We start from the raw sequence: 15,528 nt of genomic DNA, 5'->3' as shown, positions 1-15,528 counted from the left end.
ACGGACCATGAGGATTGGTATTTTTGGTGCCGGCGCGTGGGGAACGGCACTTGCCGTTTCCTTTTCGCATGTGCATCAGGTCGTCCTCTGGGGTCGAAATGCACGCGAGATCGGCGAGATGGGGGCGCACCGTGAGAATCGCCGTTATCTGCCCGAGATCACATTCCCGGCATCGCTGACCGTTTCGTCATCGTTTGATGAGACGGCGCATGACGCCGATCTGCATCTTGTTGTCACACCGCTTTCGGGGCTTCGTGATGCGACCCGCCGACTTCGGAGCCTGTGCCCGGGCACGCCGCTCTTGTGGGCATGCAAGGGCCTTGAAAAGGGTACCGGCAAGCTGCCTCACGAGATCGTTCGCGAGGAGCTTGGTAACGATGCCCCGCACGGAGTGTTGACCGGCCCGAGCTTTGCGCTCGAAGTTGCCAGAGGTCTCCCCACGGCAGTCACCCTTGCCTCGGCCGATGCAGTATTCGCCGAACACTGGGTCGCCGCGTTGCATCAGCCGATCCTGCGCCTTTATGCCAACACCGACATTGTGGGCGCAGAGGTCGGCGGCGCGGTGAAGAACGTCATCGCTATCGCGGCAGGCGTCTCGGATGGAATGGGCTTCGGATTGAACGCCCGTGCGGCCCTGCTTACCCGCGGGCTGGCCGAGATATCACGCCTGGGAGTAAGGCTCGGCGGTCGCCAGGAAACCTTCATGGGCCTCGCGGGGATGGGCGACCTGATTCTCACCTGTACCGGCGATCTGTCGCGTAATCGTCGCGTCGGACTGTCTCTCGCCCAAGGCAAGTCGCTCAACCAGATCCTGACCGATCTCGGTCATGTGGCCGAGGGCGTCAGTACGGCGCGCGAAGTCGCCTTGCTCGGCAGACGAACCGGGGTGGAAATGCCAATCTGCGAAGCGGTGGATACCCTGCTGCACGACGGTGCCGATCCGCGCCAGGTGGTGGAGCAATTGCTCGCTCGCGACCCCAAGCACGAGTGACTCCTCCCGCAGCCGGCAATGCACCGTGTCAGATTTTCGCGCTCCCCGCGAAACCACACTGCCGCCACGCCTCGTAGACCACCACAGCTACACTGTTCGAGAGGTTGAGGCTGCGATTCGCCGGGCACATGGGCAACTTCAAGCGCATCGAAGGCGCCACATCTTCCAGCACTGCACCAGGCAACCCCGCGGTTTCACGACCAAACAGGAACGCATCACCCGACCGGAACGCCTGTAGATCATAACGCCGGGAAGCATGCGAACTCAGTGCGAAGAGCCTTGCGTCGCCAAGTGCGGCCTTGCATGCAGCCCAGTCTTCATGAATGGAGACCCGGGCAAGATCATGGTAATCCAGCCCCGCACGGGCAAGATGTCGATCGTCGAGACTGAAGCCCAAAGGCTTCACCAAATGAAGGTGGGCGCCGGTATTCGCGCAGAGGCGAATCGCGTTCCCCGTGTTGGGTGGAATCTCGGGCTGAAAAAGGATGACGTGAAACATGGGGGGCCATTCTGCCCGCTCAAGCACAAGGACTCAACGCCCCGGTAGGGTTCTCGCAAGGATCAGATTTTCCACGCGGCGGGCGCCGGCGCTCCTGAGCGTGCGGGCGAACTCCTCGGCGGTAGCCCCGGTCGTCATGACATCGTCCACCACCAATACGGATAATCCGGCAAACGACCGAGTGCAACCGAAGGCGCCACGCAGGTTCCGTTTCCGCACCGCCGGAGAGAGGCCGGCCTGCGGTGACGTATCCCGCTCTCGAACGACGGCGTCGACGAGCATCGGCAGGCCGGAGGCCCGCGCCAACGGGCGCGCCAACTCAAGCGCCTGGTTAAAACCACGTTCCCCCAAGCGCCTGCGGTGCAGCGGCATCGGTACGATCACATCGACGCTGCCGACGCTTGCAACATCCACCAGCATTCGCCCCAGTTGCTTCGCCAGATAGATATCGCCGTGATACTTCAAACGCCGGATCATGTCGGAAACGGGAAACCGGTACTCGAACGCCGACACGCTTGCATCGAAGGCCGGTGGCCTGGAAATGCATCGCCCGCAAGTCAGCGTACCGAACGTCGGGAGCGCACAGCGCCTACAGCGGTACGGACCGGGCTCGGGCAGCAGCACTGCGCAGGCCTTGCATAGTGGTCCCCCAGCACTGTTGGCGCCGCATAGAAAGCATGGCTGCGGCAGCAGGAAGTCGACCAACGCGTCAATCAGGCGGGCACTCAAGGGGAATGGGCTCCATCAGCATTTGACAGTCAAAGCATCGATCAACGACCATCTGTAATTTTGAATTACAGAAGAACGGAAAAATAGCACAATGACATCTCACGCCACCATTCCCCTCACCACACTCCGCCCCCGACAAACACCTGTACAGTGCTGGCCGGTCGAGGACATCGAGGCACTCTTTGCCCTGCCCTTCAATGACCTGGTGTTCCGCGCCCAGCAGGTTCATCGCGAACACTTCGACCCCAATGCGGTGCAGCGCTCGACCCTTTTGTCCATAAAGACGGGCGGCTGCTCCGAGGATTGCGGCTATTGCTCACAATCTGCGCGCTACGATACCGGTCTCGAGCGACAACGCCTGCTCCCCCTTGACGAGGTGCTGGAAAATGCGCGGGCAGCCAAGGCAAAGGGCGCATCGCGTTTTTGCATGGGCGCCGCGTGGCGAGGCCCCAAAGACAGCGATCTCGAGCCAGTGCTGGAAATGGTCCGTGAAGTGAAGAAACTTGGCCTCGAAACCTGCGTAACGCTCGGCATGCTCAAGGACGGGCAGGCCGAAAGACTCAAGGATGCAGGCCTGGATTACTACAATCACAACATCGACACTGCGCCCGAGCACTACGGCAAGGTCATCACCACACACACCCTGCAGGATCGCCTCGATACACTCGACAAGGTTCGGAATGCAGGCGTGAACGTCTGCTGCGGAGGAATTATCGGCATGGGTGAAGGTCAGAAGAGCCGCGCAGCATTGGTCGCCGAACTGGCCAATATGACGCCCCCGCCGGACTCGGTGCCGATCAACAATCTGGTTGCGATCGAAGGCACCCCTTTGGCGGATGTCGAGGGCATTGATCCGCTCGATTTCGTCCGTACCATCGCCGTCGCCCGGATCACCATGCCGAAGAGCTATGTTCGCCTCTCGGCCGGACGTCAGCAGATGAGCGACGAGATGCAGGCTCTTTGCTTCCTTGCCGGAGCAAATTCGATTTTCTATGGCGAACGGCTGCTCACCACCGACAATCCGGATGCAGGCGGCGACGAAGCCCTGTTCGCCCGCCTGGGGATCAAAGCCATCTGAATGAACCAGCCTGCCGACTTCGAAATAGATCGCCGGGCGGTCCGCCGTAACTTCTCCCGCCATGCGGCTACCGTCGACTCGGTATCGGTGCTGAGCCGGGAAGTCTCGTCACGCATGGCGGAACGGCTCGATTACATCCGGATCGAGCCGCGCCGAATCATCGACGCCGGATGCGGTACCGGCATGGACCTTGCCGAGCTCGCCCGCCGCTATCCAACAGCCGAGATCTTCGGCATCGACGCCGCGTTACCCGCGATTCTGCGTGCCAGACCCGCACGCGGGTTGCTGGCAAGAATCAATCCGTTTGCGCGAGCAAACGGAGCGCTGCTGGCCTGCGCTGACGTCGAACGCCTGCCGCTTGCCTCGGGTACGGCATCGATGGTGTGGTCGAATCTGATGTTCAACTGGCTGGACGATCCGCTCCCCGGGCTCAAGGAGCTGGGACGCGTGCTCGAAGTGGGCGGCATGGTCATGTTCTCCACGCTCGGGCCCGACACCCTCAAGGAACTACGATCCAGCTTCCCCGAAACGGAACAGAACCGGGTCCACCGCTTCATCGACATGCATGACATCGGCGACGTGCTCGTCAAGGCAGGATTCGGTGATCCGGTCATGGACATGCAGATGATCACGCTCACCTATGCCGACCTCGACGACCTGCTGCGCGACCTTCGCCTCGGCGGCACCACATCGGCGGCACGAAACCGCCCGAAGGGACTGACGGGCCGCGGAATCTGGCGCGAGGTACGCCAACGCTATGAAGCAATGAGATGCGAAGGCCGGCTGCCGGCGACTTTCGAAGTCGTCTTCGGCCACGCCTGGAAGATTCCGCCCAAGACCACTGCCGACGGCCGCTCGGTGATTCAGTTCAGGCCACGCGACGATAAGCAGGGGAAGCTTTCATGACGACCCGCCCGGTCTGGCTGTTCGACCTCGACAATACCCTCCACGATGCCAGCCCACATATCTTTCCGCACATAAATCGCAGCATGACGGCCTACCTGGAAACGCATCTCGGCCTCACGCGCGAGGATGCCGACGGGCTTCGCACTCGCTACTGGCATCGCTATGGCGCGACCTTGCTGGGCCTCATGCGCCACCACGGCACCAATCCAGGCCATTTCCTCAGCGAAACCCATCGTTTCGACGCGCTCGAGCGAATGCTGGTCTTCAACAACGCCGTCAAGGCAATGTTACGGCGCCTGCCGGGACGAAAGCTGGTCTTTTCGAACGGGCCTCGGGACTATGCAGAGTCGGTCCTGAGAATCATTGGAATACGCAGGTTCTTCGACGATGTCTTCGGGATCGAGGACATGCGCCTGCAACCGAAGCCTCGGATCGAGGCCTACCGATATCTGCTGCGGGATCATGATCTGCGGGCATCGCAATGCATCATGGTCGAGGACAGCGCAGTAAACCTTCGCACCGCAAAACGCTTGGGAATGCGCACCGTGTGGATCAGCCGAAGCCTGCGACGCCTGCCCTATGTCGATCTCACGCTGGGGAGCGTTCTCGAGCTGCGCCGTGCAGCATCACGGCTGCGGCCGCACGAAACCGGCCCCTCTGTGCATGCACACCGCACCCGCACCGTAGTCTGAACGTTTCTCTCGGAACGCTGTGGCACCAAGCGTCCGCTCAAATCCGATACGGGCCCAGAACCTCTCTGCACTTCCGACCGCAACCAGCATCGAACGCTCGAATCCTCGCTCCTTGGCCCAGCGTTCGAAGCGGTCGATCAACAAGAGCGCGACGCCGCTCCCACGCGCCTCTGGCCGAACGGCAAGATCATGGAGGTAAGCACAGTCAGTTTCGGGTGGAAGCGCCGCGAGCGGCAGATTCAAGGCAGGGGGCGTGTAACCGGCCCACGGGTGGGCGAACAGATAGGCAATCGTGCGACCGTCATGCTCCGCCAGCCATGCAGAGTCCGGAGCGAGCCGAAGCTTGGCTCGGAAAACCTCGACGGCCTCCTGCAGCGCATCGTCGTACGCTCGCCGCTGGACTTGAATCACGGCGGGCAGATCATCGGGACGAATAGCGCGGACGGCCACCTCATTCTGCACAGCCGTCAGGCCTGGCTCGCAGCAAACACTCATGCCTGCCTGAGCGCACGCGCGGCGTCGAGCGCAAAGTAAGTCAGGATGCCGTCCGCACCCGCCCGCTTGAAGCTCAGCAAAGCCTCGAGCATGCAGGCCTCCTCCGCAAGCCAGCCGTTCAGCGCCGCGGCCTTGAGCATCGCGTACTCGCCACTCACCTGATAAGCGTAAGTTGGCACCTGCAGTTCGGATTTAATCCGACGCACGATGTCCAGATAGGGCATACCGGGCTTGACCATGAACATGTCCGCTCCTTCGGCGATGTCCAGGGCTACTTCGCGGACCGCTTCGTCGGCGTTGGCCGGATCCATCTGATAGGTATGCTTGTTACCTCTGCCAAGGTTCGCTGCGGAGCCCACTGCATCCCTGAAAGGCCCGTAAAAGCTGGAGGCATACTTCGCCGAGTAGGCAAGAATCCGTGTATGTATCCGCTTGTCACCATCCAGCTCTGCACGAATCCGGGCGATGCGCCCGTCCATCATGTCCGACGGGGCAACCACATCGGCACCGGCCTGCGCATGACACAGCGCCTGTTTTGCAAGCACCTCAAGCGTCTCGTCATTGAGCACATAGCCACGTGGATCTGCCGGGTCGATCAATCCGTCCTGCCCATGACTCGTGTAAGGATCCAGAGCAACATCGGTAATGAGGCCAAGCTCAGGGAAACGCGCCTTGAGCGCCTGCAACACCCGCGGCACCAAGCCATCCGGATTGTAAGCCTCCTCGGCCAGCTCGGACTTTCTGTCCTGCCCGACCACGGGGAAAAGTGCCAACGCAGGCACTCCGAGCGACACGACCTCTTCGGCCACGTGCATCAGACGATCAAGCGAGTAGCGATTGACTCCGGGCATCGACGCTACCGACTGTACGACGTTGGTTCCGTCGACGACAAATACAGGGTAGATCAGGTCGTCGACCGAAAGCCTGTTCTCCCGCATCAAGCGTCGGGAGAAATCATCACGCCGCATACGGCGCATCCGCGCCGAAGGGAAACCTGGAGTGGGTCTCATACAGATCTCGCATCCTTGGTGTTTAACATGGGGTTACAGATTGTCCCGGGAACTTTCCACAAGCGCCTTGATCCGATCAGGCAGATGGTGCTGAGCCGTCTCCCGCTTTACCTCCCTGAGCGGGTGCCTTTACCAATTGAGGCAGTTTCAACCCCCGGCGTTTTTCCCCTTTAGCCGGGGGTATGTTTTTTCTCATTTGTCTCGCCCGGAGCGATTTCAGTCTCGCTGAATGGCTGGCTCGCCAACCAGCCGGAGACGGTTTGCTCCACCTCTTCCATGCCTTGTTTCTTGAGGCTCGAGAAAAGCTGTACTGTCACTTGCCCACCGCGGGCAGCGAGTTCTCGCCGAACTTCGAGCAGTGTCTTTTGTGCCTCTCCCCTTGAAAGCTTGTCGCTCTTGGTCAGCAGGATGTGCATCGGCCTTCCGGTGGGCGCAAACCAGTCAAGCATTTGTCGATCCAGCGGCTTCAAAGGATGTCGACTGTCCATGATCACGACAAGACCGATCAGATTTTCCCGTGTCCGCAGATAGCGCTCGAGCAGGGCTTGCCACTGGAGGCGGACCTTCTCCGGGACTTCGGCATAGCCGTAGCCTGGTAGATCGACGAGTGCTGCGCCACACTGCAACCTGAAAAAATTGATCAGCTGGGTACGCCCCGGGGTTTTCGACACGAACGCAAGACGGTTGTGATCGGTCAGCGTATTGATTGCGCTTGATTTTCCGGCATTCGACCGGCCCGCGAAGGCGATTTCGGCGCCGATCGGAGGTGGCAGCCCCCCCGGTTTTGCAATGGAAATCTCGAAACTGGCGTTCTTGAACAGGGACATTGGAGGTCTTCACGACGCCGAAAAATGGCGCAAAGTGGTTCGGGGGGCGTGTTTGAATGCCGCGCTTCATAATCCGGTCGCGCATCCCCCGGGCACTGGTATAGAATATCAGGTTTGAAAATTCCACTCACGGCTTCCGAGGACACCATGATCAAGCGTTCCCTGCTGCTCTCGCTGTTGCTTGCCACCGGCAGCATCCAGGTTCAGGCAGAAACCGGGTCCCAACCCGATCTGGCAAAGGCCAAACAGATTGCTGAAACGGTATGCGCAGGTTGTCACAGCGCGGATGGCAACAGCCAGCTTTCGGCCAATCCAAAACTTGCCGGGCAGCATCCCGAATACCTCTACAAGCAGTTGAGCAATTTCAGTTCTGTGGATGGCAAGGCCCCTGAACGGGTCAACGCAGTCATGAATGGTATGGTCGCCATGCTCAGCACTGATGAAGACAAGAAAGCCATGGCGGCATACTTTGCCAGCCAGCAGCTGAAACCTGAATCGGCCAAGAACAACGATACGATTGTCCTCGGCCAGCAACTCTGGCGCGCAGGAGATGCCAGCAAGGGCCTGCCAGCCTGTGCAGGATGTCACGGCCCCGCCGGCGCGGGCCTGCCCGTCCAGTACCCGCGTCTTTCTGGCCAGTTTGCCGAATATATCGAAGCTCAGCTCAAACTTTTCCGTTCCGGCGAGCGCGCGAACGATCCGGCCAAGATGATGCGCATGATCGCGATCAAGATGACCGATCCGGAGATCAAGGCAGTTTCCGATTACGCTGCCGGCCTGCGCTAAGCGGAAAGATCCGATTATCACAATCCAAAAGGGCGGAACGATCCGCCCTTTTTGCATTCGGGAGCTGGAATTCAGCGCATGCGCGACAGGCGCTCGATCTCGGCGGGACTGAACCCCGCCAGTAAACGCGCAGCTTCGTGTAATGGCGGATGTGGCCACGGTGCGTCGAATTGATCGATGAGTCTTAGATAGGTCGGCTCGGGGTCCAGCCCCGCCAATCCGCAAAAGAGGCGAAACCAGTAATCCCCGAGTGCCACATGGCCAACCTCGTCCCGCAGGATGATATCCAGGATGGCCACCGACTCAAAGTCCCCTATGCTGCGCAATTTCTCGATGATCAGCGGAGTCGCATCGAGGCCGCGCGCCTCGAGGACGCGTGGGACAAGCGCCATGCGCGCAAGTGGATCGGCCGCAGTCTTGACGGCCATCTCCCACAACCCGTTGTGTGCAGGGAAGCTCCCGTAATCGAAACCGAGAGCACGGAGCCGATTACGAACCAGGTCGAAGTGATAAGCCTCTTCGGCTGCCACCCCGACCCAGCCGGTGTAGAAATCGTCGGGGAGCGAAGCAAAACGATAGACGCAATCGAGAGCGAGATTGATCGCATTGAACTCGATATGCGCTATTGCGTGCAGCAAAGCCGCATGCCCTTCGCGACTACCCACCCGGCGCCGTGGCACTTCCTGCGCAGCAACCAGCAACGGCAACTCGGGACGACCCGCTTCGCACACAGTCAACGGATCATCATCATGCCGAAATGCCACGCGGCCAGCCTGTACATCATCTTGCAAAGACTTGGCCAACCGGACTTTTTCGTCAGAGCAACGGCACAGCAGCGCCTCAAGCGCGCGCAGGGAAACCGTATCGATCAACGCAGACCGGGCAGCATGCCCTTCATGCTTCGCATCATCTTCTGCATGCCGCCTTTCGAAAACTGTTTCATCATCTTTTGAGTCTGCTCAAACTGATTCAGAAGACGATTGACCTCCTGAACCGAAACACCGGCACCCGCAGCGATACGGCGCTTTCGCGAAGCCTTCAAGAGTTCGGGCTTGCTTCGCTCGGCAGGCGTCATCGAATTGATGATGCCTTCGATCCGTCCTACCGTCTTCTCTTCCATGCCGCCCTGCAACTGCCCCGCAGCCTGTGCAAACTGGGCAGGAAGCTTGTCCATGAGCGCTGACATGCCCCCCATCTTGCGCATCTGCCCGATCTGTTCCTTGAAATCGTTGAGGTCGAATCCCTTGCCGGACTTGAGCTTCTGCGCAAACGCCTTGGCCTTTTCCTCGTCGACGCCACGCCGAGCCTCCTCGACAAGACCGAGGATGTCGCCCATCCCCAGAATCCGCGAAGCCATCCGTTCGGGATGGAATTCCTCCAGGCCACTCAGTTTCTCGCCCACACCCGCAAACTTGAGTGGCTTACCCGTCACCTGGCGAACCGAGAGGGCTGCGCCGCCACGCGCATCGCCATCCAGCTTGGTCAGCACGACCCCGGTCAGCGGCAGCGCCTCGTTGAAGGCCCGCGCCGTATTGACCGCGTCCTGACCCAACATTGCATCGACCACGAACAAGGTCTCGATCGGCTTGATGCCGGCGTGCAAGTCCTTGATCTCGGCCATCATGATTTCGTCGATGGCAAGTCGGCCCGCCGTGTCGACCAGCAACACATCGAAGTAATGACGACGCGCGTAATCCAGCGCCGCTTTGGCAATATCCAGCGGCTTCTGAGCCACGTCAGAGGGGAAAAACTCGATTCCCGCCTGTCCGGCCACAGTTTGCAACTGCGCGATCGCGGCGGGCCGATAGACGTCGGTGGAAACCGCCAGCACCTTCTTCTTCATGCGCTCGCGCAGCAACTTTCCGAGCTTGCCCGTCGTCGTCGTCTTGCCCGCACCCTGCAGACCCGCCATGAGAATGACCGCAGGGGGCTGGGCGGCAAGATCGAGCCCTTGGTGCGCCCCCCCCATCAACGCGGTCAACTCCTTGTGCACCACGCCGACCAGTGCCTGTCCCGGCGTGAGCGAGGAAATGACCTCCTGGCCAACGGCCTTTTCCTTGACGCCCGCGATGAAATCCTTGACGACGGGTAACGCGACGTCAGCCTCGAGCAGCGCAAGCCTGACTTCCCTCAAGGCCTCCTGGATATTGTCTTCCGTAAGGCGGGCGTGCCCCCGCAGGGTTTTGACGACACGTGAGAGGCGTTGAGAGAGATTGTCCAGCATGTTCGGTCCGCAAACAGAGGCGTTGGGGTAAACTTCGAGAATGCCAAGCATTTTACTCCATCTGCTTCCCGCCTCCATGTATGCCGCGCTAGGCGTCCATTTCTGGCGCTCCCGCTGGCATGAGGCAACGCTTGCCAAACGTCGCGGGTTGAGCGGCTGGGAGCGAGGGGCTCTGCTGTTGGCCCTCGCGGCACACGGGCTGCTCCTTCACCGCGAACTCTTCGCCGCCGGGGGGATGCGCTTCGGGTTCAGCATCGCGATGTCGTTGATGGTTTGGCTGGCAGTGCTTTTCTATTGGATCGAGAACCTCTATGCGAGACTCGACGGGCTCCAGACGCTGGCGATGCCCGCCGCTTCGATCTGCTCGCTGCTGCCCGGACTGTTTCCCATACAGCACCAGCTGCCCAATGCTGATTCTCCTGTGTTCCGAGCCCATTTTGTGGTCGCGATGCTGGCCTACAGCCTGTTCACGCTGGCGGCACTTCACGCACTGCTGATGTCCGTCGCCGAAAGACAGCTGCACAGCGCCCGCCTGAGCAAGGCGCTGGCCAACCTGCCGCCGCTGCTGACGATGGAGACCCTCTTGTTCCGACTCATCAGCATCGCCTTCGTGCTGCTGACCCTGACCTTGCTATCCGGCATCATGTTCTCCGAGGACCTATTCGGCCGAGCCTTCATACTCGATCACAAGACGGTTTTCGCGATCATCTCGTGGGTTATCTTCGGAACGCTCCTCGCCGGCCGCCAGATCTGGGGATGGCGCGGAAAACTCGCCCAGCGCTGGACGCTTGTTGGCTTCGCAGTGCTGCTGCTGGCATACGTCGGAAGCCGATTCGTGATGGACGTTGTGCTGCACCGCGCGGTGTAGCGCACATTGACATGCCTTGCCGGCGCCTTAATACTCGGAGCGGTTTCCAACTCTCCCCGCGGCCGTGACCGACCTTCCTATTGCGACCAAAGCGGTCGCGCTGGCGTTGTTGCTCGTCCTTTCAGGACTCTTTTCCATGGCAGAGACGGCGATGATGGCGGCCAACCGCTATCGTCTGCGTTCCCTTGCCGCAACCGGTCACCGTGGCGCCAAACTCGCCAACGAGTTGCTCGGCCAGACGGACCGGCTGCTGGGCGTGATCCTGCTGTTCAACAATCTCATCAATGCTGCGGCGGCGATGCTGGTGAGCATCATCACCATCGAGCTATTCGGCGACAAGGAATGGGCGCTGGGGGCTGCAACCCTCGTGGTTACGTTCCTGATCCTGGTTTTCTCGGAAATCACACCGAAGGTGATCGGTGCCAACTACGCCGATCGCCTGGCCGTAGTGGTCTCTTATGTGCTTGCGGCGCTGCTCAGAATAACGAGCTTCGTGGTCAGCTTCATCAATTTTTTCGTTTCCGGCCTGTTGGGCCTGATGCGCCTGAAACCCAGCTCCGACGAGGGCCAACACCGCCTCACACCGGAAGAACTCCGTGGGATGGTGCTCGAATCGAGCCACTTCATCCCCCAGAAGCACCGCAGCATCCTGGTTAATCTGTTCGAACTCGAGGACATCACGGTTGAAGACGTGATGACGCCACGCGGCGCAATCGAAGCCCTCGACCTCGGCATGCCGGCAGAAGAACTCCGCCATCAGATTGCGACCAGCTACCATACCCGCCTGCCCGTTTTCGATGGCGAAATGGACAACGTCATCGGATTGCTGCATCTGCGGCGCATGCTTGGCCACACCCTGGATTCTGGATTCGATCCCGCTGAAATCCGCGAACTGCTCGGAAAGCCCTACTTCATTCCGGCGGACACGCCCGTCTATTCACAGCTTCGATTCTTCCAGGAAAACAAGCAGCGGATGGCGCTGGTGGTGGACGAGTACGGAGAACTGCTCGGTCTCGTGACCGTGGAAGACATCATCGAAGAACTCATCGGAAAGTTCACCACGAGCACTCCCGACAGTGGTGACAAGCTGGCCTGGGGAGAGGATGGAAGCGTTCTGGCGGACGGGGGGCAGAGCCTGCGCGACCTGAATCGCAAACTTGGGCTAAATCTTCCGCTCGACGGGCCGAAAACATTGAATGGGTTGCTACTCGAGTACCTTCGCGAGATTCCTGAAACCGGATTGTCGGTCCGCATCGCCGGCGTGCCGATCGAAGTCATCCAGACACAGGACCGGATGGTACGCATGGTACGGATATTTCGGCCTACCGAGCAGTGATCGGGCGGGCGAGGCAAATCTGTGCAAACCCGCTTTACAGCCCCCGGAGGGGCATGCAACATCAGGCAGTTTGGCTAGAGATGTGAGAGATGGCAGCTAATCCACAGATTGCGATGAGCGGTCTCGCCCGGGCACTGGTTCAGCAAGGCCGTGTCACCGAGCAGGATGCGCTCGAATGCACGACGTCCGCGAAGGGTGGACATCGCGCATTCGTGCACGAGCTGGTGGATCGCAAATTCATCAATGCACGCGATCTCGCTCGATTCTGCGCGCTCACCTTTGGCTACCCCTTGTTTGATCTCTCGTCGATCGACATCGCACATCTGCCCAAGGACGCGATCGACGCAAAACTCTGCTCGAAACACGAGGTGATCGCACTCGGCAAGCGTGGGAACCGCCTCGCGGTCGCGATGGCCGATCCCACCAACCTCAGGGCACTTGACGAGATCCGCTTCCAGACGGGCATGTCGGTAGACCCGGTGGTGGTCGAGCAGCCACGTCTGACCCAGCTTCTCCAGACGCTCTCCGAGACCGCCTCCGATTCGCTGCGCGACATCACCGGCGAAGACTTCGACATGGACCTGCTGGATCAGGGGGTCGAAGAAAAGCCGGAAGAGGATACGTCCGGCGAAGTGGACGACGCGCCGGTCGTGCGCTTCATCCAGAAAATGCTCATCGATGCGATCAACGAAGGGGCTTCCGACATCCACTTCGAGCCCTACGAGAAGTACTACCGCATCCGGTTCAGGACCGATGGCGTCCTGCGCGAGATCGCCCAGCCGCCGCTGATCCTGCGCGAAAAGATCGCGGCCCGGATAAAGGTCATTTCACGACTCGACATTTCGGAAAAGCGGGTCCCTCAGGACGGTCGCATGAAGCTCGTACTGTCCAAGAACAAAGCCATAGATTTCCGGGTATCCACGCTGCCAACGCTGCATGGTGAGAAAATCGTCATGCGTATTCTCGACCCCACATCGGCCATGCTGGGGATCGAAGCGCTGGGCTACGAGCCCGAGCAGCGCAAGGCCATCGAGCATGCGATCGAGCGCCCCTACGGCATGGTCCTCGTGACTGGCCCGACCGGTAGCGGTAAGACCGTATCGCTCTATACGTGCCTGAACATGCTGAACAAACCCGGCGTGAATATCTCGACGGCCGAAGACCCTGCCGAGATCAACCTGCCCGGCATCAATCAGGTGAACGTAAACGAAAAGGCCGGGCTCACGTTCGCATCCGCGCTGCGTGCCTTCCTGCGCCAGGATCCGGACGTGATCATGGTTGGTGAAATCCGCGACATCGACACTGCGGAAATCTCGATCAAGGCCGCCCAGACCGGTCACTTGGTGCTGTCCACCCTGCATACGAATGATGCGCCCAGCACGCTCGAGCGCCTGCGCAATATGGGCGTGGCAGCCTTCAACATCGCCTCATCGGTCATCCTCATCACTGCACAACGGCTTGCGCGGCGCCTCTGTACGTGCAAGAAGCCCATGGATATTCCGCGCGAGGCCCTGCTCGACGCCGGTTTCACCGAAGCACAACTGGATGGCAGCTGGCAGCCCTATGGCCCGGTCGGTTGCGATCGCTGCAAGAACAGCGGCTACAAGGGCCGCGTCGGCATCTACCAGGTCATGCCGATCTCCGAAGAGATCTCGAAGATCATCATGAGCAATGGCAACTCCATCGAGATCGCAGCCCAGGCCGAACTCGAAGGCGTGAGCGATCTGCGCCGATCCGGCCTGCTCAAGGTGATGCAAGGTGTCACCTCGCTGGCGGAAGTGCTCGCCACCACAAACGAATGATTCGAAGAACGAGAGTCTGACCAATGGCCACAGCTACCCGCACCGCACGACGACCGGCAACAGGGCCTAAAGAACTGCTCTACACCTGGGAGGGCAAGGACAAGACCGGGAAGATGATCCGGGGCGAAATGCGCGCTGCCGGAGAAAAGGTTGTTCAGGCCACCATGCGCCGCCAGGGCGTGATGGTCACCAAGGTCAAGAAGCAGAAGCTATCCCGCGGCTCGCGGATCGGAGACAAGGACATCGCCCTGTTCACCCGTCAGCTTGCGACGATGATGCGCTCCGGGGTGCCGTTGTTGCAGGCCTTTGACATCGCGATGAAGGGATCGGGAAACCCCACGCTTGCGCGCATGCTCAACGAGATCCGCAATGACGTCGAAACCGGCACCAACCTGTCCAACGCGTTCCGCAAGTATCCGGTCTACTTCGACGCACTGTACTGCAACCTTGTAGAAGCGGGAGAACAGGCCGGTATTCTGGACTCCCTGCTCGATCGGCTCGCGAACTACAAGGAAAAGATCCTTGCCATCAAGAGCAAGATCAAATCAGCATTGTTCTACCCACTGGCCGTTGTGGTGGTTGCTGCGATCGTGATCTCGGTGATGATGCTGTTCGTGATTCCCGAATTCAAGAATGTGTTCGCCTCGTTCGGTGCAGACCTGCCCGCCCCAACGCTGGTCGTGGTGGGAATGTCCGACTTCTTCGTCGAATACTGGTACCTGATGTTCGGGATCGTGATCGGAACGGTCATGATCATTTCGTACTTGTACAAACGATCTCCGAAAATGCAGATTCTCGTCGACCGTGCGGTCCTGCAGCTTCCCGTCATCGGCGACGTCGTACGCAAAGCCACGATTGCCCGCTGGACTCGCACCCTGTCGACCATGTTTGCCGCGGGCGTACCTCTGGTCGAAGCGCTCGATTCGGTCGGCGGCGCCTCCGGCAACTATATCTATCTGATGGCAACGAAGCAGATTCAGACAGAGGTCAGTACCGGCACCAGCCTAACTGTCTCGATGCAGAACGCCAAGGTCTTCCCGACGATGGCTGTCCAGATGGTTTCGATCGGCGAAGAGTCGGGCCAGCTTGACTCGATGCTCGGAAAAGTCGCGGAGTTCTACGAACGTGAAGTCGATGACGCTGTCGCCGGCCTGTCACAGTTGCTCGAACCGCTCATCATGGTCTTCCTCGGCACGGTGATCGGCGGTCTCGTCGTCGCCATGTATCTGCCGATTTTCAAGCTTGGCGCGGTGGTCTGAGCCCGGCGCACACGACATCACCTCCC

At 60.1% G+C, this 15,528-nt stretch carries 16 protein-coding genes and 1 pseudogene; 9 read left to right on the top strand and 8 right to left on the bottom strand.

What is annotated here, in order from left to right:
* Positions 1–7: 7 nt before the first annotated feature.
* A complete protein-coding gene (locus tag GQB03_RS04575) occupies positions 8–991 on the top strand; it encodes an NAD(P)H-dependent glycerol-3-phosphate dehydrogenase (RefSeq protein ID WP_159684987.1) in 984 nt (327 codons plus the stop codon).
* Between the two features lie 28 nt (positions 992–1,019).
* Here the strand turns inward: GQB03_RS04575 and GQB03_RS04570 are convergent, their stop codons facing one another.
* The 3 genes and pseudogenes from GQB03_RS04570 to GQB03_RS23470 form a co-directional block, all read right to left on the bottom strand.
* Entirely contained in the window at positions 1,020–1,490 is a 471-nt protein-coding gene (locus GQB03_RS04570; protein ID WP_159684984.1) for a tRNA (cytidine(34)-2'-O)-methyltransferase, read from the bottom strand.
* Positions 1,491–1,523: 33 nt separating this feature from the next.
* On the bottom strand, positions 1,524–2,003 hold the full coding sequence (locus GQB03_RS04565) for a ComF family protein (RefSeq protein WP_235026951.1): 480 nt from the start codon (positions 2,001–2,003) through the stop codon (positions 1,524–1,526).
* A gap of 42 nt (positions 2,004–2,045) precedes the next feature.
* Positions 2,046–2,195, bottom strand: a pseudogene (locus GQB03_RS23470) (double zinc ribbon domain-containing protein); the annotation flags it as partial.
* A gap of 115 nt (positions 2,196–2,310) precedes the next feature.
* On the opposite strand from GQB03_RS23470, the gene bioB reads away from it, so the two are divergent.
* From bioB to GQB03_RS04550, 3 genes are read left to right on the top strand one after another with little or no spacing between them, the layout of a single operon-like run.
* The gene (bioB, locus tag GQB03_RS04560) at positions 2,311–3,297 is read left to right on the top strand and encodes a biotin synthase BioB (RefSeq protein WP_159684978.1); all 987 of its coding nucleotides are present in this window, start codon (positions 2,311–2,313) and stop codon (positions 3,295–3,297) included.
* Positions 3,298–4,203 carry a methyltransferase domain-containing protein gene (locus GQB03_RS04555; protein WP_159684975.1) on the top strand — a complete coding sequence of 302 codons (906 nt, stop codon included), beginning with the start codon at positions 3,298–3,300 and terminating at the stop codon, positions 4,201–4,203.
* Positions 4,200–4,895 (top strand): pyrimidine 5'-nucleotidase, encoded by a 696-nt coding sequence (locus GQB03_RS04550; protein WP_159684972.1) that lies wholly within the window; start codon positions 4,200–4,202, stop codon positions 4,893–4,895. The genes GQB03_RS04555 and GQB03_RS04550 overlap by 4 nt, the downstream gene beginning before the upstream one ends.
* Here the strand turns inward: GQB03_RS04550 and GQB03_RS23530 are convergent.
* The 3 genes from GQB03_RS23530 to yihA all read right to left on the bottom strand — a co-directional run bounded on the left by GQB03_RS23530 (position 4,830) and on the right by yihA (position 7,227).
* Positions 4,830–5,390: a GNAT family N-acetyltransferase gene (locus tag GQB03_RS23530; protein ID WP_407644528.1), complete on the bottom strand. Its 561-nt coding sequence runs from the start codon at positions 5,388–5,390 to the stop codon at positions 4,830–4,832. The two genes, GQB03_RS04550 and GQB03_RS23530, sit on opposite strands and share 66 nt — an antisense overlap.
* Entirely contained in the window at positions 5,387–6,400 is a 1,014-nt protein-coding gene (hemB, locus tag GQB03_RS04540; protein ID WP_159684966.1) for a porphobilinogen synthase, read from the bottom strand. Before hemB ends, GQB03_RS23530 begins: the two co-directional genes overlap by 4 nt.
* A 170-nt stretch (positions 6,401–6,570) precedes the next feature.
* Positions 6,571–7,227 carry a ribosome biogenesis GTP-binding protein YihA/YsxC gene (gene yihA / locus GQB03_RS04535; protein WP_159684963.1) on the bottom strand — a complete coding sequence of 219 codons (657 nt, stop codon included), beginning with the start codon at positions 7,225–7,227 and terminating at the stop codon, positions 6,571–6,573.
* A gap of 147 nt (positions 7,228–7,374) precedes the next feature.
* On the opposite strand from yihA, the gene GQB03_RS04530 reads away from it, so the two are divergent.
* Positions 7,375–8,013, top strand: coding sequence for a c-type cytochrome (locus GQB03_RS04530; RefSeq protein ID WP_159684960.1), 639 nt, complete (start codon positions 7,375–7,377; stop codon positions 8,011–8,013).
* Positions 8,014–8,084: 71 nt separating this feature from the next.
* Here the strand turns inward: GQB03_RS04530 and GQB03_RS04525 are convergent, their stop codons facing one another.
* The gene (locus GQB03_RS04525; RefSeq protein ID WP_235026943.1) at positions 8,085–8,885 is read right to left on the bottom strand and encodes a ferritin-like domain-containing protein; all 801 of its coding nucleotides are present in this window, start codon (positions 8,883–8,885) and stop codon (positions 8,085–8,087) included.
* Positions 8,882–10,237, bottom strand: a complete 1,356-nt coding sequence (gene ffh, locus GQB03_RS04520; RefSeq protein WP_159685312.1) for a signal recognition particle protein — start codon at positions 10,235–10,237, stop codon at positions 8,882–8,884. The genes GQB03_RS04525 and ffh overlap by 4 nt, the downstream gene beginning before the upstream one ends.
* A 40-nt stretch (positions 10,238–10,277) precedes the next feature.
* Between ffh and GQB03_RS04515 the strand changes: the two genes are divergently transcribed.
* The 4 genes from GQB03_RS04515 (at position 10,278) to GQB03_RS04500 (ending at position 15,502) form a co-directional block, all read left to right on the top strand.
* Positions 10,278–11,105, top strand: a complete 828-nt coding sequence (locus GQB03_RS04515) for a cytochrome C assembly family protein (RefSeq protein ID WP_159684957.1) — start codon at positions 10,278–10,280, stop codon at positions 11,103–11,105.
* Between the two features lie 64 nt (positions 11,106–11,169).
* Entirely contained in the window at positions 11,170–12,441 is a 1,272-nt protein-coding gene (locus GQB03_RS04510) for an HlyC/CorC family transporter (RefSeq protein ID WP_159684954.1), read from the top strand.
* 89 nt (positions 12,442–12,530) lie between these two features.
* The gene (gene pilB, locus GQB03_RS04505; protein WP_159684951.1) at positions 12,531–14,243 is read left to right on the top strand and encodes a type IV-A pilus assembly ATPase PilB; all 1,713 of its coding nucleotides are present in this window, start codon (positions 12,531–12,533) and stop codon (positions 14,241–14,243) included.
* A 23-nt stretch (positions 14,244–14,266) separates the two neighbouring features.
* Entirely contained in the window at positions 14,267–15,502 is a 1,236-nt protein-coding gene (locus tag GQB03_RS04500) for a type II secretion system F family protein (RefSeq protein WP_159684949.1), read from the top strand.
* Positions 15,503–15,528 lie beyond the last annotated feature (26 nt).

It is taken from the genome of Cognatazoarcus halotolerans (assembly GCF_009800965.1).
Lineage (GTDB): Bacteria > Pseudomonadota > Gammaproteobacteria > Burkholderiales > Rhodocyclaceae > Cognatazoarcus > Cognatazoarcus halotolerans.
Note: the sequence above shows the minus strand (reverse complement) of the source record. Positions and strands in the feature narration are given on the sequence as shown.

Excerpts from the sequence above, each read along its gene's own strand:
- GQB03_RS04530 (WP_159684960.1), top strand. The coding sequence starts at position 7,375 with ATGATCAAGCGTTCCCTGCTGCTCTCGCTGTTGCTTGCCACCGGCAGC.
- yihA (WP_159684963.1), bottom strand. The coding sequence starts at position 7,227 with ATGTCCCTGTTCAAGAACGCCAGTTTCGAGATTTCCATTGCAAAACCG.
- GQB03_RS04570 (WP_159684984.1), bottom strand. The coding sequence starts at position 1,490 with ATGTTTCACGTCATCCTTTTTCAGCCCGAGATTCCACCCAACACGGGG.
- GQB03_RS04515 (WP_159684957.1), top strand. The coding sequence starts at position 10,278 with ATGCCAAGCATTTTACTCCATCTGCTTCCCGCCTCCATGTATGCCGCG.
- GQB03_RS04500 (WP_159684949.1), top strand. The coding sequence starts at position 14,267 with ATGGCCACAGCTACCCGCACCGCACGACGACCGGCAACAGGGCCTAAA.
- GQB03_RS04555 (WP_159684975.1), top strand. The coding sequence starts at position 3,298 with ATGAACCAGCCTGCCGACTTCGAAATAGATCGCCGGGCGGTCCGCCGT.
- hemB (WP_159684966.1), bottom strand. The coding sequence starts at position 6,400 with ATGAGACCCACTCCAGGTTTCCCTTCGGCGCGGATGCGCCGTATGCGG.
- GQB03_RS04550 (WP_159684972.1), top strand. The coding sequence starts at position 4,200 with ATGACGACCCGCCCGGTCTGGCTGTTCGACCTCGACAATACCCTCCAC.
- pilB (WP_159684951.1), top strand. The coding sequence starts at position 12,531 with ATGGCAGCTAATCCACAGATTGCGATGAGCGGTCTCGCCCGGGCACTG.
- GQB03_RS04575 (WP_159684987.1), top strand. The coding sequence starts at position 8 with ATGAGGATTGGTATTTTTGGTGCCGGCGCGTGGGGAACGGCACTTGCC.
- bioB (WP_159684978.1), top strand. The coding sequence starts at position 2,311 with ATGACATCTCACGCCACCATTCCCCTCACCACACTCCGCCCCCGACAA.
- GQB03_RS23530 (WP_407644528.1), bottom strand. The coding sequence starts at position 5,390 with ATGAGTGTTTGCTGCGAGCCAGGCCTGACGGCTGTGCAGAATGAGGTG.
- ffh (WP_159685312.1), bottom strand. The coding sequence starts at position 10,237 with ATGCTGGACAATCTCTCTCAACGCCTCTCACGTGTCGTCAAAACCCTG.